Genomic DNA, 17382 nt, shown 5'->3' with positions numbered 1-17382 from the left:
ACAGGCCCGGTCGGCCTGCGCACCAAGCCCACCGGCCGCCGGCGCAGCACCAATGCGCCAAGCCCGGATCTGTCCCACAACATCATCCTGTACGTCGAAGGCGTGACCAAAAGCTTCGACGGCTTCAAGGCGCTCAACGATCTGAGCCTCTACATCGAGACCGGCGAACTGCGCTGCATCATCGGCCCGAATGGTGCCGGCAAGACCACGATGATGGATGTCATCACCGGCAAGACCCAGCCCGACACCGGCTCGGTCTGGTTCGGCCAGACGCTGGATCTGCTCGGCATGAGCGAGCCGGAAATCGCCCAGGCCGGCATCGGCCGCAAGTTCCAGAAACCGACCGTGTTCCCCGAGCACACGGTGTTCGAGAACCTCGAACTGGCGATGGCCTGCGACAAGTCGGTGTGGAAGATCCTGTTCGCCAAGCTCAGCCCGCAGCAGCGCGACCGCATCGACGAGGTGCTCGGCATCATCGGCCTGAAGGACCAGCGCGCGGCCCGTGCCGGCGCGCTGTCGCACGGCCAGAAGCAGTGGCTGGAGATCGGCATGCTGCTGATGCAGGACCCGCTGGTGCTGCTGGTCGACGAACCGGTGGCCGGCATGACGCCGCAGGAAACCGAGCGCACCGCCGAGCTGCTGGTCGGCCTGGCCGGCAAGCATTCGGTGGTGGTGGTCGAGCACGACATGAACTTCGTCCGCTCCATCGCCCGCAAGGTCACCGTGCTGCACGAAGGCCATGTGCTGGCCGAGGGCTCGATGGACGAGGTGCAGAACGATCCGCAGGTCAAGCGCGTGTATCTCGGCGAATAAGGGGCGCGACGATGAGCGATTCGATGGTGAAGATCAGCGGCCTGAACCAGTTCTACGGCGGCAGCCACACCTTGTGGGACCTCGATGTCGAGGTGCCGCGCGGCGCCCGGCTGTGCCTGATGGGCCGCAACGGCATGGGCAAGACCACCTTGCTGAAATGCCTGATGGGCCTGATCCCGACCGCCTCCGGCAGCATCGTCTACGACGGCGGCCGGGAGCTGCGCGGGGTCGCCGCCGACAAGCGCGCCGGCTTAGGCATCGGCTATGTGCCGCAGGGCCGCGAGATCTTTTCGCAGCTCACGGTCGAGGAAAACCTGCGGGTCGGGCTGGAGGCGCGCGGCCTGAAATCAGCGAAGAAGAAAGAGCTGATGGACTACGTCCACAGCCTGTTTCCCGTGCTGAAGCAGATGAGCGCGCGGCGCGGCGGCGATCTGTCCGGCGGCCAGCAGCAGCAGCTGGCGATCGGCCGGGCGCTGACCCTGGAGCCGAGGCTCCTGATCCTCGACGAGCCCTGCGAAGGCATCCAGCCGAACATCGTCGCCGACATCGGCGATCTGATCCTCAAGCTCAACCAGGATCTCGGCCTGACCGTGCTGCTGGTCGAACAGAAGCTGCCGTTCGCGCGCCGCGTAGCCAGCGACTTCGTGATCCTCGACAAGGGCCGCGCCGTCGCCCGTGGCCCGATCGCCGGGCTGACCGACGATCTGGTCAAAAAGCATCTGACGGTCTGAGCCGCGCGACGCCGGGCCGGCGAAATCCGGCACGGTGGATGCAAGGCGTCCGGCATGGAAGCGCTCGATCCGAATGTACTGCCGCAGACCGTCCCCGGCCGAGGCTGGCAGGCCCGGCTGGACCTCGGCTTCGCCGGCGACCCGGCGCTGCCGGCGGCCCACACGCGGCTGGTGCGGCGCAGCCACTTCGGACCGCTGCGCGTGCAGCGGCCGTTCTACCCGGACGGGCCGGTCTGCAACGTCTACATCGTCCACCCGCCGGGCGGCGTCGTCGGCGGCGACCGGCTGGACCTGCGGATCAGCGCCGAACGCGCCGCCCAGGTGCTGCTCACCACGCCGGCCGCCGGCAAGTTTTATCGCAGCGCCGGGCCGGAGGCGCGGCAGCGCGTCGAAATACGGCTCCAGGACGGCGCGACGCTGGAATGGCTGCCGCAGGAAACCATCCACTACCCCGGCGCGCTGGTACGCCAGCAGACCCTGGTGCGGCTCGATGCCAGCGCCCGCTTCATCGGCTGGGATCTGGCCGCCTACGGCCTGCCGGCCCGTGACGAGCGCTACGACAGCGGCCGCGTCGTGCAGGGCTTCGAGCTGTGGCGCGGCGAGCAGCCGCTGCTGCTCGACCGGCTGCTGCTGCAGGGCGGCGGCGCAGCGTTCGGCAGCCGCTGGGGGCTCGACGGCGCGACCGCGCTCGGCACGTTTGTCGCATGCCCGGCGACGGCCGACGACCTCGGCGCCGCGCGGGACGCGGTGGCGCCGCTGGCCGGCGTCAGCGCCGGTCTGAGCCTGGTCGACGGCGTGCTGATCGGCCGCGTGCTGGCGCGCCAGACCGATGCCGCGATGCGGGCGCTGCTGGCATTGTGGCGGGCGCTGCGGCCGCGCCTGCTCGGCCGGCCGGCGGTGCTGCCGCGCATCTGGGCGACATGAACGGCGTCGCCGCCGGCCGGCCTCCCTGCAACCGCTCACCCGAGACAGGAACACCATGGAACTGAGTCCCCGCGAGAAGGACAAGCTGCTGATCTTCACCGCCGGCCTGCTGGCCGAGCGGCGCAAGGCGCGCGGCGTGAAGCTGAACTACCCGGAAACGATCGCCTACATCTCCGCCGCGATCCTCGAAGGCGCGCGCGACGGCCGCTCGGTTGCCGAGCTGATGAGCTACGGCACCACCTTGCTGAGCCGCGACGAGGTCATGGACGGCATCCCCGAAATGATCGCCGACGTGCAGGTCGAAGCCACTTTTCCGGACGGCACCAAGCTGGTCACCGTCCACAACCCGATTCCCTGAACCGCCCCCGGAGCCCGCGATGACCGCCTCCCGCCTCACTGCCGTGATCCTTGCGTTCGGCCTGCTGCCGAGCCTGGCCCTCGCCCACCCGGGGCACGAGACGCCGGGCTTCGTCGCCGGCCTGCTGCATCCGCTGACCGGGCTCGACCACCTGCTGGCGATCCTCGCGGTCGGCGGCTGGGCGGCCGCCACCCGGCGGGCCGGCAGCTGGCGGGTACCGGCCGCGTTCGCGACCGGCATGCTGGCCGGCGCCCTGCTCGGCCTCGCCGGGCTGCGGCTGCCGGCGGCCGAGCTGCTGATCGCGCTGTCGCTGCTGGTGTTCGGCAGCCTGATGATGCTGCGCCGGACGCTGGCGCTGACGCCGGCCTGCGTACTGGCCGGCGGCCTCGCGCTGTTCCACGGCTACGCCCATGGCGCCGAGCTGCCGGCGTCGGCCGATACCGTCGCCTGGCTGTCCGGCATGGTCACCGCCACCGTGCTGCTGCACCTGGCCGGCGCGGCGCTGGCGCTGGCCAGCCGCCGCCATCCGCTCGGGCTGCGCCTGGCCGGTGCCGCCGTGGCGGCGGCTGGCGGCGGCCTGCTGCTCGGACTCTGAGGCGGCCATGATTCCTGGCGAACTGCTGCCGCTCGACGGCCCGGACATCGAACTCAACGCCGGCCGCGACACCGTGCAGCTGCGCGTGGCCAATGCCGGTGACCGGCCGATCCAGGTCGGCTCGCACTACCACTTCTTCGAAACCAACGACGCGCTGCACTTCGACCGGGCTGCTGCGCGCGGCTTCCGGCTGAACATCCCGGCCGGCACCGCCGTGCGCTTCGAGCCGGGCCAGGCGCGCGACATCGAACTGGTCGCCTATGACGGCGACCGCATCGTCCACGGCTTCCAGGGCAAGGTGGAGGGCCCGCTGTGAAGATCAGCCGAGCCGACTACGCCAGCCTCTACGGCCCGACCACCGGCGACCGCCTGCGGCTGGCCGACACCCAGCTCATCATCGAGATCGAGCGCGACTACACCGTCTACGGCGACGAAGTGAGCTTCGGCGGCGGCAAGGTGATCCGCGACGGCATGGGCCAGAGCCAGCGGGTCAGCCGGCTGACTGCCGACACGGTGATTACCAACGTCGTGATCATCGACCACTGGGGCATCGTCAAGGCCGACCTTGGGCTGAAGGGCGGCCGGATCAGCGGCATCGGCAAGGCCGGCAATCCGGACGTGCAGCCGGGCGTCGACATCGTCATCGGCCCGGGCACCGAGATCATCGCCGGCGAAGGCAAGATCGTCACCGCCGGCGCCATCGACGCCCACATCCACTACATCTGCCCGCAGCAGGCCGAGGATGCGCTGATGTCGGGCACCACGACCTTGATCGGCGGCGGCACCGGCCCGGCCACCGGCACCAATGCCACCACCTGCACGCCGGGGCCCTGGCATCTCGCCCGGATGCTGCAGGCGGTGGAAAGCCTGCCGCTGAACTTCGGCTTTCTCGGCAAGGGCAATGCGGCGCTGCCGGCCGCGGTGGAGGAGCAGATCGAAGCCGGCGCGATGGGGCTCAAGCTGCACGAGGACTGGGGCACGACGCCAAAGGCGATCGACAACTGCCTGAGCGTCGCCGAGAAGTACGACGTGCAGGTGGCGATCCATACCGACACGCTGAACGAATCCGGCTTCGTCGAAGCCACGCTCGCGGCGTTCAAGGGCCGGGCGATCCACACCTATCACACCGAAGGCGCAGGCGGCGGCCACGCGCCGGACATCATCAAGGCGGCCGGCGAGCCGAACGTGCTGCCGTCGTCGACCAACCCGACCCGGCCGTACACCGTCAACACGGTCGACGAGCACCTCGACATGCTGATGGTCTGCCATCACCTCGATCCCGGCATTCCGGAGGATGTGGCGTTTGCCGAAAGCCGCATCCGCCGCGAGACCATCGCCGCCGAGGACATCCTGCACGACCTCGGCGCGTTCTCGATGATCTCCTCCGATTCCCAGGCCATGGGCCGCATCGGCGAGGTCATCACCCGCACCTGGCAGACCGCGCACAAGATGAAGGTGCAGCGCGGCGCGCTCGGCCCGGACCCGTCGTGGCACGACAACTTCCGCGTGCGCCGTTACATCGCCAAGTACACGATCAACCCGGCGATCACCCACGGCGTGGCCGACGAGATCGGCTCGGTGGAAGTCGGCAAACTTGCCGATCTGGTGCTGTGGCAGCCGGCGTTCTTCGGCGTCAAGCCGGCGATGATCATCAAGGGCGGCATGATCGCCGCCGCGCCGATGGGCGACCCGAATGCCTCTATTCCCACGCCGCAGCCGGTGCACTACCGGCCGATGTTCGGCGCGCTGGGCGGCGCCGTGGCCGAGACCTCGCTGACCTTCGTCTCCAAGGCCGCGCGCGATGGCGGGCTGCGCGAGCGCCTGGGCCTGCGCAAGCGGCTGGTCGCTTGCCGCAACACCCGCACGATCACCAAGCGCGACCTGATCCACAACGATCTGATGCCGAAGATCGAGGTCGACGCCCAGACCTACGAGGTGCGCGCCGATGGCGTGCGCCTGCACTGCGAGCCGGCGGCCGAACTGCCGCTGGCGCAGCGCTATTTTCTGTTCTAGCCCGAGCCCGTGACCGGATGCTGACCATCACCAAGCACCTCGGCGACGACGGCAGCGCCGCCAACGTCCGCATCGAGCTGCCGTTCGATCTGCGCACCCGCAGCCGGCAGCTGGCGAAGCTGTCGACCGGCGAGGAAGTCGGCCTGCGGCTGGAACGCGGCCTGGTCTTGCGGGGCGGCGACCGCCTGCAGGCCGACGACGGCCGGATCGTCGAGATCGTCGCCGCCGACGAGGTCGTGTCGACCGTCCGCTGCGATGACCCCTGGCGGCTGGCGCGGGCCAGCTACCACCTCGGCAACCGCCACGTGCCGGTGCAGATCGGCGCCGGCTGGCTGCGCTTCCGGCACGACCATGCGCTCGACGAAATGCTGCGCGGCCAGGGCTTTTCGGTGACCGTCGAGGAAGCGCCGTTCGAGCCGGAAGGCGGCGCCTACGGTGGTGGCCACGGCCACGGCCACGCCCACGGTCACGGCTGAGGACGGCGCCGATGTATGGCAGCGGCGGTACCGCCTTGCTCCGCCTGCTGAACCTGACCAGCCCGGCGCTGCCGATCGGCGGCTTCCATTTTTCGCAGGGGCTGGAGGACGCCGTCGAACATGGCCTCGTGCATGACGCCGCCAGCAGCGGCGAATGGATCGCCGGCCTCGCCGAGCATGCGATCGGGACACTGGACCTGCCGCTGCTGCTACGCCTGCACGCCGCGTGGACCGATCGCAGCCCGGCGCGGGCCCGGCGGCTCAGTGCCCAGCTGATCGCCGCCCGCGAAACCGCCGAGCTGCGCGCCGAGGATCGTCATCTGGGCACCGCGCTGGCGCGGGTGCTGGTCGAGCACGGCATCAACGAGGCCAAGACCTGGGTCGGCCAGCCCGAAGCCAGCCACGCGGCCCTGTTCGCGCTGGCGGCGGTGCGCTGGGACATCGGCGCCACCGATGCCGCGACCGGCTACCTGTGGAGCTGGTGCGAGAACCAGGTGCTGGCGGCGATCAAGCTGGTGCCGCTCGGCCAGAACGCCGGCCAGCGGCTGATCGGCCGGCTGATCCAGCGGATTCCGGAGATCGTCGACAGCGCCGCCGCCATCGACGATGACGACATCGGCATCGCCAGCCCGATGCAGGGCATCGCCAGCGCCCGCCACGAAACCCAGTACTCGAGACTGTTCCGCTCCTGATTCCCAGGCCGGCGGTCTCGGCTGGCACCTGTCTTGCTGCCCTGAACAGCCGACCCCGGCAGCCCGCGCCCCGGAGCAGACGCCATGCGCAGCCCCCAGCAGCAGCCGTTCCGATGACCGGCCATATCGACGCCGCCTGGCGCTTCCGCCGCAAGACCGGCCTGGTGCTGACCGCCGGCGGCTCGCGCGGCGCTTATCAGGCCGGCGTGCTGAAGCGCATCGGCGAGCTGCCGGCGCTGCGCCACAAGCCATCGCCGTTCCCGATCGTCACCGGCGCCTCGGCCGGGGCGATCAACGGCCTGATGATTGCCGGCGGCAGCGAGGACTTCCACGGCGCCACCCGGCGGCTGGCCTTCCTGTGGTCGCAGCTGGAAGCCCGGCAGGTCTACCGCACCGACCTGCGCGCGCTGCTGCGCAACGGCCTGCGGCTGGGCCTCGACGCGGCTACCGGCAGCCTGCTGGGCGCCGGCCGGCTGCAGTCGCTGCTCGACACCGCGCCGCTGCCGGATTTCCTGCGCGCCCATCTGCCGGTCGACGGCACGGCCCGGGCGCTGGCGGCCGGCCAGCTGTACGCGCTGGCAGTGACCGCCACCGGCTATCACTCCGGCAAGTCCTACACCTTCATCGAAGGCCAGCCGGGACATCCGCTGTGGCTGAAGAGCCGGCGGGTGGCGCTGAAGGCGAAGATCGGCATTCCGCACATCTGCGCCTCGGCGGCGATTCCGGTGGTGTTTCCGCCGGCGCCGGTCGAGATCGACGGCGCCACCGCCTGGTTCGGCGATGGCGCGCTGCGCCTGACCACGCCGATGAGCCCGGCGATCCGCCTCGGCGCCAGCCGGGTGCTGGCGATCGGTATCCGCTGCGCCAACACCGCCGATCACCTGACCCGTGCCGAACTGGCGCCGCTGGCCGGCGACCTCGGCCCGTCGCTGCGCCGGCCGCCGCTGTCGCAGATCTGCGGCGTGTTCATGAACGCGGTGTTCCTCGATCACCTCGACGCCGATCTCGATCATCTGAAACGGATGAACGAACTGATCGCGGCGATGCCGGAAGCCAGCCGCGAAGCGGTCAGCGGCCGCATGCGCGAGCCGATCCGGGTGGTCGAGCCGCTGGCGATCGCGCCGTCGGAAGACCTGGCGATGATCGCCGACGCGATGAAGCACCGGATTCCGGCCACAGTGCGCTACCTGCTCGACGCGCTCGGCGCACCGGATGCCCGCAGCGCCGACCTGACCAGCTATCTGCTGTTCGACACCCGGTTCACCCGCGAGCTGATCCGCATCGGCTACGAGGACGCCGCGCGGCGGATCGACGAGATCGAGGCCTTCCTGCGCCAGCCGCCGGCCGGCGACCGCCGGGGACAGGCCGAGGACTGACCGATCCGGCTTGCTGGCGGCCTACAGGCCGGTGTCGGCCATCAGGAAGGCCTTGCGGCGGTTGCGGCCGCGACGGTAGGAAACATGCACCCAGCCGGAGGTCGGGTCGTCGGGCCGGGTCACGCCTTCGAGGATCAGCTGGTCGAACTCCAGGCCGCTGCCCTTGATCCACTCGTAGAACTTCGCGTTCGGCACGCCGGGGATTTCCAGGTCCGCCGCTTCGCCCTTCGGATGCTGCTTGGCGTTGAACCAGGCGTCGACGGCAGCCGCGCCGCCGCTGCGCTTCAGCTCGGCGACCTTCTTGAAGTAGAGCTTTTCCTCCAGCTTGCGCGAGCGATAGCCGGAGTTCGGCCGGATCGAGCGGCCGTAGTGCTCGCGGATCGGATCGAGCAGCCGGGTCGCCAGATCGGTCAGCGCGGCGATCACCGCCGGATCGCGCGCCAGATTGTCGATGCCGTTGCGATCGGCGAGATCGGAACGGCACATCTCTTCCAGCGAGAAGTACTTCGAGATCATCTGCGGCATGGCACTCGGCTCCGGTGGCAGGACCGCCGCAGCGTAGTGCAGCCGCGCCGCCGGCAGAAGCTCAGCCAGCCAGGCTCGGCGTCAGCATGCCCTGGCGGACGATGAAGGCGATCACCTCGTCCAGCCCCTGGCCGGTCTTCAGGTTGGTGAAGACGAACGGCCGCTCGCCGCGCATCTTTCGGGCATCGCGGTCCATGACTTCCAGCGACGCACCAACATAGGGCGCAAGGTCGATCTTGTTGATGATCAGCAGGTCCGACTTGGTGATGCCCGGCCCGCCCTTGCGCGGGATCTTGTCGCCGGCGGAGACGTCGATCACGTACAGCGTCAGGTCCGACAGCTCGGGGCTGAAGGTGGCCGCCAGATTGTCGCCGCCGCTCTCGACGATGATCAGGTCGAGGTTGTCGAAATCGCGGTTCAGCTCGTCGATCGCCGCGAGGTTCATCGAGGCGTCCTCGCGGATCGCGGTATGCGGGCAGCCGCCGGTCTCGACACCGCGGATGCGCTCCGGGGCGAGTGCGGCGCTGCGGATCAGGAACTCCTGATCCTCGCGGGTGTAGATGTCGTTGGTGACGACGCCGATGTTGAAGCGCTCGCGCATCCGCTTGCAGAGGCTGTCTACCAGTGCCGTCTTGCCGGAACCGACCGGCCCGCCAACGCCCAGCCGCAGGGCTTCGGATCGTGTGCTCATCTGGGGTGCATCCTCGTGCCTGGGAATTGCGCCAGCATGCAGCAAGCGGCGTACCACGCGAACGGCCGGCGGCCGGTCCGGAAGCGCTCGGCGATCTATCGGCCGCCGGTCAGATGACGTATTGCCAGACCGTCAGAGCAGCAGCGCGCCTTCGTGGCGCAGCAACCATTCCTTGCGATCGAGCCCGCCGCCGTAGCCGGTGAGATGGCCGTTGGCGCCGATCACCCGATGGCAGGGCACGATGATCGAGATCGGGTTGCGGCCGTTGGCCAGGCCGACGGCGCGGCTGGCCTTGGGGTCACCCAGGCGGGTCGCCAGTTCGCCGTAGCTGATGGTGACGCCGAACGGGATCTCCAGCAGCGCCGCCCAGACACGCTGCTGGAACGGCGTACCCTGCGGCGCCAGCGGCAGCTCGAAACGGGCGCGCTTGCGCGCGAAGTATTCGAACAGCTGAACCACGACCCCCTTGAACGGCGCTTCGTCCCAGATCCAGTCCGGCTGCTTCTGCGGCCAGACCTCGTGGCTTTCCATGTACAGGCCCTGCAGCGCCGTGCCATCGCCGAACAGCAGCAGTTCGCCGATCGGGCTCGGCGCGATGCAGTAGCGGGTAGCCGGTGCCTGAGGGTTGCCCGTCACCGCCGCCACCGCCTGCCGCAGTTCGCGCTTGCCGAGCGTCATTCAGCCGCCCCGGTCGGTCTGCGTGCCCATGCGCAGCAGACGCCAGAGGTACAGCGCCGCATAGGCGCGATATGGCCGCCAGGCCTCGGCGGCACGGTCGGCTTCCTTCGGCTTGACGCCGCCGAGGGCGTTGCACAGCGCCAGATCGCCGGTCGGGAAGGCGTCGGCGTCGCGCAATGCACGCATCGCCACGTAGTTCGAGGTCCAGTGGCCGATGCCGGGAATGCGGCGGAAGCGTTCCAGTTCGGCAGCCTGATCGCAGCCCGGCTCCAGGCTCAGCTCGCCGGCGACATAGGCGCCCGCCACCGCATGGATGGTGCGCGCCCGGCGTTCGGTCAGGCCGAGGTCGATCAGCGTCTGCAGGTCGGCCTCCGCGATCAGCCGGGCGCGCGGCGTGTGGAAGCGCAGTTCGGCAAACGGCGTCTGCGCCGGTTCGCCGAAGGCGCTGGCGAAGCGGCTGAACAGGGTGGTCGCCGCCTTGACCGTGACCTGCTGGCCGACGATCGCGCGCAGCGTCAGCTCGAAGCCATCGAAGCCGCCGGGCACGCGCAGGCCCGGCACCGCTTCGACGACCGGCCGCAGGATCGGGTCGGCGCCCAGCACGCCGGCGATCGCGAGCGGATCGGCATCGAGATCCAGCAGCTGGCGCAGCTTGGTCGTCAGCGGGCCGGCCACCGATGCCAGCGACGGCGACAGTTCCACGGCCAGCGCGTCATCCCGGCCGGTCGACGACACCGCCAGCCAGCCCTGCCGCTCGCCGATCCGCACGGTGCGCAGATAGCGGCCATCGACCACCGCTTCGACCCCCGCAGCGCCGCGCCCGCCTAGAAAGCCGAGCAGCGCGTCCCAGGCCAGCGGCGGCCGGTAGTCGAGCGTCAGCCGCAGCGTCCCGGCAGCGGCCGTCACGCGCCGGTCCGGGTGCGCGTGTCGCCCGCCTTGAGCCGCGCCCGCAGGCGGCGCAGCAGTTCGGGATCGGTCTCGTCGCCGAACAGCGCGCGGCTGCGGCGGCTGCCGTCGGCGAGCTGGAAATTCAGCACGATGACGAAACGGGTGACCACCGTCGACGGCAGCAGCGTGGCATCGGCTGCGGCGCCGGCCGTGGTCTCGATGCGCCAGTCCGGACGGTCGGCGTGCCAGATCAGGCGGCTCAGCGCGCGCGGGCCGAAGCCGATCAGCGGGTGGCGACGCAGGCTGAACCAGGAGACCAGCAGCAGCCCGGACAGCAGCAGGCCGAGGTGATCCGGCGGCCGCGCGACCATCGACAGCGAGGCGGCCAGCACATGCAGGCCGACCACCAGCTGCATACCGCGCAGGCTGGCGCGCAGCTGCAGTTCAATCGTTGCGCTGAAGGCGTTCGATGACATGGGCGTACGCGGCGGGTGGCGGGGTCTGGCCGATGATCCAGGCCCAGAGGTCGGGGTCCTCGCATTCGAGCAGGCGCAGGAACACCCACTTTTCCTCGGGGGTGGCGGTTTCGTAGTGACGGGCCAGGAAACCGCCGAACAGCACGTCGAGTTCCTTCATGCCGCGGCGGCACAGGAAGCGGAGACGGTCGAGATCGCTCATGGAGGGAACGGGTGGAAAGAGGGTGGCGGATTATCGCCGATGGGGTCGCGGCCGGCGCAGCGCGCGGCGCTCCCGGCGGCCGCTCAGACCAGCACCTGCCGCGTCCGCCTGGCGAACCAGTGGATGCGCTGCTCGACCGCCGGCGCCACCCTCGTCTCCGGCCCCGCGCCGCGCGGGCACGGCAGGCTTGGCGTGGTGCCGAACAGCCGGCAGATCAGCGGCCGCTCCTCGTACACCGTGCAGCCCTGCGGGCCGAGATGCGGGCAGCTCAGCGCGTCGAGTGCGGCTTCACGGACGGCGGAGCTGCGACGCGGCAGCCGCGCCATCTCGGTCGACGACGCGGTGACCGGGCCGCAGCAGTCGTGGCAGCCGGGCACGCAGGCGAAGGCCGGAATCCGCTGGCGCAGCGTGTCGATGATCTGGTCGTCTTCGGACAGGCTCATGGCGGAATCCCGGTATCGGCTTCAAGCAGCTTGCGCCACAACGACAAAGGCGGCCCGCAGGCCGCCTTTGCTTTTGACACCAGCGGCTATCAGCCGCGGCGTTCCACCAGCATCTTCTTGGTCTCGGCAATCGCCTTGGCCGGGTTCAGACCCTTCGGGCAGGTCTTCGAGCAGTTCATGATCGTGTGGCAGCGGTACAGCTTGAACGGATCTTCGAGCTGGTCCAGACGCTCGCCGGTCGCCTCGTCGCGCGAATCCACCAGCCAGCGATAGGCGGCCATCAGCACGGCCGGGCCGAGGTAGCGGTCGCCGTTCCACCAGTAGCTCGGGCAGCTGGTCGAGCAGCAGGCGCAAAGGATGCACTCGTACAGGCCGTCGAGCTTGGCGCGGTCTTCCTCGCTCTGCAGGCGCTCGCGGGTCGGCGCCGGGGTGTCGGTCTTCAGCCACGGCTCGACCGAGGCGTACTGGGCGTAGAAGTGGGTCAGGTCCGGGATCAGGTCCTTGACCACCGGCATGTGCGGCAGCGGATAGATCTTGACCTCGCCCTTCACGTCGTCGCAGGCCTTGGTGCAGGCCAGCGTGTTGGTGCCGTCGATGTTCATCGCGCAGGAACCGCAGATGCCTTCGCGGCAGGAGCGGCGGAAGGTCAAGGTCGAGTCCATCTCGCTCTTGATCTTGATCAGCGCGTCGAGAACCATCGGGCCGCACTTGTCCATGTCGATCTCGTAGGTATCGACGCGCGGGTTGGCCTGGGTGTCCGGATCGTAGCGGTAGATCTTGAACGCGCGAACGTTCTTGGCACCGGCCGGGGCCTTGAACACCTTGCCGGCGTTGCGGTCGATCTTCGAGTTCTTGGGAAGCGTGAGCTGTGCCATGAGGTTGCTCCAGAGTTTGAAACCGGGGATGTGAATCCGGGGTGTTTTGAGGTGGGCGATCAGTTCAGGACCGAATCCTTGAACTGGTCATACGCGGCAGGCGGCAGCACCAGATCGACCAGCCGCCAGTGCAGGCCGGCGCGATCCATGACGACGGTGGCCGCCACCGCGCCGTTGCGGCTGAGCGCCGCGCTGTAGCGGTGCGTCGATTCGAAGCGCAGGTCGCCGAGCCTGCCGTGCAGGTCGCAGCCGGTCGGAACCCGGCCATCGACGGTCAGCGCGCCGCCGTCGCAGATCGCGGCGATCAGGCCGGACGGCGTCAGCAGCCGCTCGACGACCGGCTCGATCGGCACCCGCTGGTCCGGCCCCTGGGCATAGCGGGCACGGATGCGGGCGGCCAGGCTGCCGCGCAGGCGGTCGGCATCGACCAGCTGCGCCAGCGCCTCGCCGTTGCGCGCGGTCAGCGCGTCGCGCAGGCCCTGCAGGGCCAGCAGCGGCAGCGCAACCGTCGCCACGGCTGCGATCAGCAGCACGACGACGGCACCGGTGGCAACGGCGCGCTTCACGTCAGTAGGTACGCTTCTGCGGCGGGATGACCTTGGCTTCGTCGTCGAGCACGTTCATGTGCACCGGGCGATAGCCGAACTGCACCTGGGTGTTGTTGTTGCGCCAGGCCAGCGTGTGCTTGGTCCACTGATCGTCGTCGCGATCCGGGAAGTCCTCGTGGGCGTGGGCGCCTCTGGACTCGTGGCGGTTCTCGGCGGAGGCGACGGTGATCAGCGCCTGGCCGAGCAGGTTGTCGAGTTCCAGCGTCTCCATCAGGTCGGAGTTCCAGACCAGCGAGCTGTCGGCGACCTTGACGTCGGCGAACGACTCGATGGTCTTCTTCATCTTCGCCACGCCCTCGGTCAGCGACGCCGAGGTGCGGAACACGGCTGCGTGGTTCTGCATCGTCTTCTGCATCTCCAGACGAATTTCCGCCGTGCCGCGGCTGCCCTTCGTCGAGTGGCGCAGCTTGTCGAAGCGGGCGATCGCCTTGTCTTCCGACTCGGTGGAGATCTTGCCGTGCTTGGAGCCCGGCTTGACGATCTTGGCGGCGTGCAGCGCGGCGGCGCGGCCGAACACGACGAGATCGAGCAGCGAGTTCGAGCCGAGGCGGTTGGCGCCGTGCACCGACACGCAGGCCGCTTCACCGACGGCCATCAGGCCCGGGATCACGGTGTCGGTCTGGCCGTCGAGGCTGGTCACCACTTCGCCGTGGAAGTTGGCCGGAATGCCGCCCATGTTGTAGTGGACGGTCGGCAGCACCGGGATCGGCTCCTTGGTGACGTCGACGTTGGCGAAGATCTTCGCCGTCTCCGAGATGCCCGGCAGGCGCTTGTGCAGCACGTCCGGACCGAGGTGCTCCAGATGCAGGTGGATGTGGTCGCCTTCCGGACCCACGCCACGGCCTTCGCGGATCTCGATGGTCATCGAGCGGCTGACCACGTCACGCGAGGCGAGGTCCTTGCGGTTCGGCGCGTAACGCTCCATGAAGCGCTCGCCCTTCGAGTTGGTCAGGTAACCACCCTCGCCACGCGCGCCTTCGGTGATCAGGCAGCCCGAGCCGTAGATGCCGGTCGGGTGGAACTGCACGAATTCCATGTCCTGCAGCGGAATCCCGGCGCGCTGCGCCATCGCGTTGCCGTCGCCGGTGCAGGTGTGGGCGCTGGTGGCCGAGAAGTAGGCACGGCCGTAGCCGCCGGTGGCCAGGATGACCTGCTTGGCGCGGAAGCGGTGCAGGCTGCCGGTGGCCAGATCCCAGGCCAGCACGCCGTGCACCGAGCCGTCGGCGTCGGTCAGCAGATCGAGCGCGAAGTATTCGATGAAGAACTCGGCCTTGTTCTTGAGCGACTGCTGGTACAGCGAGTGCAGCATCGCGTGGCCGGTACGGTCGGCGGCGGCGCAGGTGCGCTGCGCGGTGCCTTCACCGTAGTTGGTGGTCATGCCACCGAACGGACGCTGGTAGATCTTGCCTTCCGGGGTGCGCGAGAACGGCACGCCCCAGTGCTCCAGTTCGATGATCGCCGGGATCGCTTCGCGGCACATGTACTGGATCGCATCCTGGTCGCCGAGCCAGTCGGAGCCCTTGATGGTGTCGTACATGTGCCAGCGCCAGTCGTCCTCGCCCATGTTGGCGAGCGCGGCCGAGATGCCGCCCTGGGCAGCAACCGTGTGGCTGCGGGTCGGGAAGACCTTGGTCAGCGCGGCGGTCTTCAGGCCGGCCTGCGACAGGCCGACGGTGGCACGCAGGCCGGCGCCGCCGGCACCGACGACGACGACGTCGTATTCGTGATGAACGATGTTGTAAGACATGGGGGAATCAGGCTCCGAAGGCGATCTTGAGCACCGCGAACACGCTGGCTGCGGCAATGGCGTACAGGGCGAACTTGGCGAGCACGATGCTGACCAGCTTCACGCCTTCATTGCCAACGTAATCCTCGATGACCACCTGCACGCCGAGCGCGGCGTGATGAATCATCGACAGGAAGAACAGCACCAGCGCCACGGCGACCAGCGGCGCCTTGATCCAGGCCACCAGGGTGGCGTGGTCGAGCAGCGGGAAGCGGGCGACGCTGACGACGAACCACAGGGTCAGCGGGATCAGCGCCAGGGCGGTCAGGCGCTGGACCCACCAGTGACCGACACCTTCCTTGGCCGAACCCAGGCCACGGGCCTGCGACAGCGGTGAACGAAGACTCATAACACTCTCCAGATTGATGAAGCTTGGGCGGTCATCCGCGTCGTCGATGGCGCGGACCCGGGGGATGGATCGGCTCAGCCGAGCAGGGCGAACGCCCAGACGGAAGCCGTCAGCACCAGCGAAGCGGCCACCACGGTGTAGCCGCTGGCATAGGCCGACTTCAGATCGAAACCGCGGCCGGTATCCCAGAACAGGTGCCGGATGCCGTTGCACAGGTGATAGAGCAGCGCCCAGGTGTAGGCGACCAGCAGCAGCTTGCCGATGACCGACTGCGCCAGCCCGGCAAACACGCCGAAGGCTTCCGGACCGGCGGCGGCAGCGGTGACCCAGGCGGCCAGGAACACGGTGCCGAAGGCGAGCGCCAGACCGGTCAGACGGTGAGTGATCGACAGCATCGACGTCAGCTGCGCCCGGTAGTACGGGCCGATCATGAAAGGCGATAGCGGACGGTTCGACGATGCAGGCTTCACGGACATGGGCTTGGGCTTTCCGGCAGGGAGGATGGCGTCACGTGCAGAGATCGTCGTGAAAGTTGCGGCCTAGAAATCGATGCAGCGGCCGCCCTTTTCCCAATCGCCGAAACGGGTCGGATCGGTTCCGTCCCGCCGTCCGCCGATTTCAGGCACGGCGGCCGGTTCGGGAAGTGGCGACACCAGAGCATCGGCAGTCGGCTCGGGGGCAGACTGCGGTGCAGCAATCGGCGGGTTGCCGGTCGCGGCGGGTGCTTCTGGAGGATTCGGGGAGCTCACGTTCGATGGGTCTGCGTAACCCGTCTAGTGTGACAAAATTCCGATATTCATGGCAACGAACCGTATCGATTGAACAACTTAACGCTCGCTGATAATGCGTCCGCGGCCCTCGGGTTTCCCCCTGGTTTCGACTGGCTGGACACGGTCGGCGCCCGGCTTGGCGCCGATGGCCTGCCCGATTTCGGCGATCGCCGCGCCGAGGCGGCAGCGGCGCTGGCCAGCGACGTCGTCGCCCCGCTTGCCGATCGCGGCAGCCTGCGGGTCCGGGGTGCGGACGCCGATGCCTTCCTACAGGGCCAGCTCAGCAACGACCTGCGCGAACTGACGCCGACCCGTGGCCAGCTGACCAGCTACTCGAATCCCAAGGGACGGGTACTGGCGATCTTCGCGGCGATCCGCGCCGGTGACGAGATCTGGATGGAAACCAGCCGCAGCCTGCTGGCCGCCACCCTCAAGCGCCTGAAGATGTTCGTGATGCGCTCGAAAGTGCAGCTCGACGACGCCGGCAGCGACGTGGTGTCGATCGGCATCGCCGGCCCGAATGCCGATCGCGTGCTCGACGCCGCCGGCCTGCTGGTGCCCAGCGTGCTGTGCCTGTGCGCCGAGGTCGACGGCATCGTCGTGATGCGCCGGCGCGGCCCGCAGAACCGCTACACCTTGCACGGCCCGGCGGCCCGTCTGGCGGCGCTGTGGCCGACCTTGGCCGCCCATGCGCGCCCGGTCGGCACCGAAGCCTGGCGGCTGACCGACATCCTTGCTGGCTTCCCGGCGCTGCATCCGGAAACTGCCGAGCAGCACGTCGCGCAGATGATGAATCTGGACAAGCTCGAAGGCGTCAGCTTCTCGAAAGGCTGCTATCCGGGCCAGGAAATCGTGGCCCGCCTGCATTACCTCGGCAATCTGAAGCGGCGCATGTTCGTGGCGCGGACCCCGGCCGGCACGGTGGTGCGCGGCGCGCCGATCGTGGTCGCCGGCGGTGAAGGCCAGGCGGTCGGCGACGTGCTCGACCACGCGCTGCACCCGGAGGGCGGGCAGGCCCTGCTGGTGGTGCTGCAGACGGCGCAGGCCGAAGCCGGCGACCTGCGCATCGGCAGCAGCGAAGGCCCGGCCGTCGACGTCCTGCGCTAACCGCCG

24 protein-coding genes are annotated in these 17382 nt (G+C 69.2%); 11 read left to right on the top strand and 13 right to left on the bottom strand.

The window, feature by feature from the left end; genetic code table 11:
- Positions 1 to 15 precede the first annotated feature (15 nt).
- The 10 genes from urtD (at position 16) to ACTIGJ_RS06120 (ending at position 7978) form a co-directional block, all read left to right on the top strand.
- Positions 16 to 813: an urea ABC transporter ATP-binding protein UrtD gene (gene urtD / locus ACTIGJ_RS06165; RefSeq protein ID WP_439639429.1), complete on the top strand. Its 798-nt coding sequence runs from the start codon at positions 16 to 18 to the stop codon at positions 811 to 813.
- Positions 814 to 836: 23 nt separating this feature from the next.
- A complete protein-coding gene (urtE, locus tag ACTIGJ_RS06160) occupies positions 837 to 1544 on the top strand; it encodes an urea ABC transporter ATP-binding subunit UrtE (RefSeq protein WP_439639428.1) in 708 nt (235 codons plus the stop codon).
- A 54-nt stretch (positions 1545 to 1598) separates the two neighbouring features.
- Entirely contained in the window at positions 1599 to 2468 is an 870-nt protein-coding gene (locus tag ACTIGJ_RS06155) for an urease accessory protein UreD (protein WP_439639399.1), read from the top strand.
- Positions 2469 to 2523: 55 nt separating this feature from the next.
- Entirely contained in the window at positions 2524 to 2826 is a 303-nt protein-coding gene (gene ureA / locus ACTIGJ_RS06150; RefSeq protein WP_439639398.1) for an urease subunit gamma, read from the top strand.
- Positions 2827 to 2845: 19 nt separating this feature from the next.
- The gene (locus tag ACTIGJ_RS06145; protein WP_439639397.1) at positions 2846 to 3421 is read left to right on the top strand and encodes a HupE/UreJ family protein; all 576 of its coding nucleotides are present in this window, start codon (positions 2846 to 2848) and stop codon (positions 3419 to 3421) included.
- Positions 3422 to 3428: 7 nt separating this feature from the next.
- Positions 3429 to 3737: an urease subunit beta gene (locus tag ACTIGJ_RS06140; RefSeq protein ID WP_439639396.1), complete on the top strand. Its 309-nt coding sequence runs from the start codon at positions 3429 to 3431 to the stop codon at positions 3735 to 3737.
- Complete coding sequence (gene ureC, locus ACTIGJ_RS06135; protein WP_439639395.1) at positions 3734 to 5434, top strand: urease subunit alpha; 1701 nt, start codon at positions 3734 to 3736, stop codon at positions 5432 to 5434. The genes ACTIGJ_RS06140 and ureC overlap by 4 nt, the downstream gene beginning before the upstream one ends.
- 17 nt (positions 5435 to 5451) lie before the next feature.
- Positions 5452 to 5910 carry an urease accessory protein UreE gene (gene ureE / locus ACTIGJ_RS06130; RefSeq protein ID WP_439639394.1) on the top strand — a complete coding sequence of 153 codons (459 nt, stop codon included), beginning with the start codon at positions 5452 to 5454 and terminating at the stop codon, positions 5908 to 5910.
- Between the two features lie 11 nt (positions 5911 to 5921).
- Complete coding sequence (locus ACTIGJ_RS06125) at positions 5922 to 6602, top strand: urease accessory protein UreF (protein ID WP_439639393.1); 681 nt, start codon at positions 5922 to 5924, stop codon at positions 6600 to 6602.
- A 113-nt stretch (positions 6603 to 6715) separates the two neighbouring features.
- The gene (locus tag ACTIGJ_RS06120; protein ID WP_439639392.1) at positions 6716 to 7978 is read left to right on the top strand and encodes a patatin-like phospholipase family protein; all 1263 of its coding nucleotides are present in this window, start codon (positions 6716 to 6718) and stop codon (positions 7976 to 7978) included.
- 21 nt (positions 7979 to 7999) lie between these two features.
- Here the strand turns inward: ACTIGJ_RS06120 and ACTIGJ_RS06115 are convergent, their stop codons facing one another.
- From ACTIGJ_RS06115 to ACTIGJ_RS06055, 13 genes are all read right to left on the bottom strand, one after another.
- Positions 8000 to 8503: a D-Ala-D-Ala carboxypeptidase family metallohydrolase gene (locus ACTIGJ_RS06115; protein WP_439639391.1), complete on the bottom strand. Its 504-nt coding sequence runs from the start codon at positions 8501 to 8503 to the stop codon at positions 8000 to 8002.
- Between the two features lie 61 nt (positions 8504 to 8564).
- On the bottom strand, positions 8565 to 9194 hold the full coding sequence (ureG, locus tag ACTIGJ_RS06110) for an urease accessory protein UreG (protein WP_439639390.1): 630 nt from the start codon (positions 9192 to 9194) through the stop codon (positions 8565 to 8567).
- A gap of 132 nt (positions 9195 to 9326) precedes the next feature.
- Complete coding sequence (locus ACTIGJ_RS06105) at positions 9327 to 9872, bottom strand: methylated-DNA--[protein]-cysteine S-methyltransferase (RefSeq protein WP_439639389.1); 546 nt, start codon at positions 9870 to 9872, stop codon at positions 9327 to 9329.
- Complete coding sequence (locus ACTIGJ_RS06100; RefSeq protein ID WP_439639388.1) at positions 9873 to 10778, bottom strand: DNA-3-methyladenine glycosylase family protein; 906 nt, start codon at positions 10776 to 10778, stop codon at positions 9873 to 9875.
- The gene (locus ACTIGJ_RS06095) at positions 10775 to 11236 is read right to left on the bottom strand and encodes a protein YgfX (protein WP_439639387.1); all 462 of its coding nucleotides are present in this window, start codon (positions 11234 to 11236) and stop codon (positions 10775 to 10777) included. Before ACTIGJ_RS06095 ends, ACTIGJ_RS06100 begins: the two co-directional genes overlap by 4 nt.
- Complete coding sequence (locus ACTIGJ_RS06090; protein WP_439639386.1) at positions 11205 to 11438, bottom strand: succinate dehydrogenase assembly factor 2; 234 nt, start codon at positions 11436 to 11438, stop codon at positions 11205 to 11207. Before ACTIGJ_RS06090 ends, ACTIGJ_RS06095 begins: the two co-directional genes overlap by 32 nt.
- An 83-nt stretch (positions 11439 to 11521) precedes the next feature.
- Positions 11522 to 11881, bottom strand: coding sequence for a YkgJ family cysteine cluster protein (locus ACTIGJ_RS06085; protein ID WP_439639385.1), 360 nt, complete (start codon positions 11879 to 11881; stop codon positions 11522 to 11524).
- 89 nt (positions 11882 to 11970) lie between these two features.
- On the bottom strand, positions 11971 to 12756 hold the full coding sequence (locus ACTIGJ_RS06080; protein ID WP_439639384.1) for a succinate dehydrogenase iron-sulfur subunit: 786 nt from the start codon (positions 12754 to 12756) through the stop codon (positions 11971 to 11973).
- 59 nt (positions 12757 to 12815) lie between these two features.
- Positions 12816 to 13322, bottom strand: coding sequence for a DUF2939 domain-containing protein (locus tag ACTIGJ_RS06075; protein ID WP_439639383.1), 507 nt, complete (start codon positions 13320 to 13322; stop codon positions 12816 to 12818).
- 1 nt (position 13323) lies between these two features.
- On the bottom strand, positions 13324 to 15111 hold the full coding sequence (sdhA, locus tag ACTIGJ_RS06070; RefSeq protein ID WP_439639382.1) for a succinate dehydrogenase flavoprotein subunit: 1788 nt from the start codon (positions 15109 to 15111) through the stop codon (positions 13324 to 13326).
- Positions 15112 to 15118: 7 nt separating this feature from the next.
- Complete coding sequence (gene sdhD, locus ACTIGJ_RS06065) at positions 15119 to 15499, bottom strand: succinate dehydrogenase, hydrophobic membrane anchor protein (protein WP_439639381.1); 381 nt, start codon at positions 15497 to 15499, stop codon at positions 15119 to 15121.
- Positions 15500 to 15573: 74 nt separating this feature from the next.
- Complete coding sequence (gene sdhC, locus ACTIGJ_RS06060) at positions 15574 to 15975, bottom strand: succinate dehydrogenase, cytochrome b556 subunit (RefSeq protein WP_439639380.1); 402 nt, start codon at positions 15973 to 15975, stop codon at positions 15574 to 15576.
- A 63-nt stretch (positions 15976 to 16038) separates the two neighbouring features.
- Positions 16039 to 16125 (bottom strand): DUF1674 domain-containing protein, encoded by an 87-nt coding sequence (locus tag ACTIGJ_RS06055; RefSeq protein ID WP_439639427.1) that lies wholly within the window; start codon positions 16123 to 16125, stop codon positions 16039 to 16041.
- 192 nt (positions 16126 to 16317) lie between these two features.
- Here ACTIGJ_RS06055 and ygfZ point away from each other — a divergent pair, with 192 nt between their 5' ends.
- The gene (ygfZ, locus tag ACTIGJ_RS06050) at positions 16318 to 17376 is read left to right on the top strand and encodes a CAF17-like 4Fe-4S cluster assembly/insertion protein YgfZ (protein ID WP_439639379.1); all 1059 of its coding nucleotides are present in this window, start codon (positions 16318 to 16320) and stop codon (positions 17374 to 17376) included.
- The last annotated feature ends 6 nt before the right edge of the window (positions 17377 to 17382 follow it).

This window comes from Nevskia sp. (assembly GCF_051860985.1).
In the GTDB taxonomy this organism is placed as follows: domain Bacteria; phylum Pseudomonadota; class Gammaproteobacteria; order Nevskiales; family Nevskiaceae; genus Nevskia.
The sequence above is the reverse complement of the archived record's forward strand: the minus strand, read 5'-3'. Positions and strand labels throughout refer to the sequence as shown.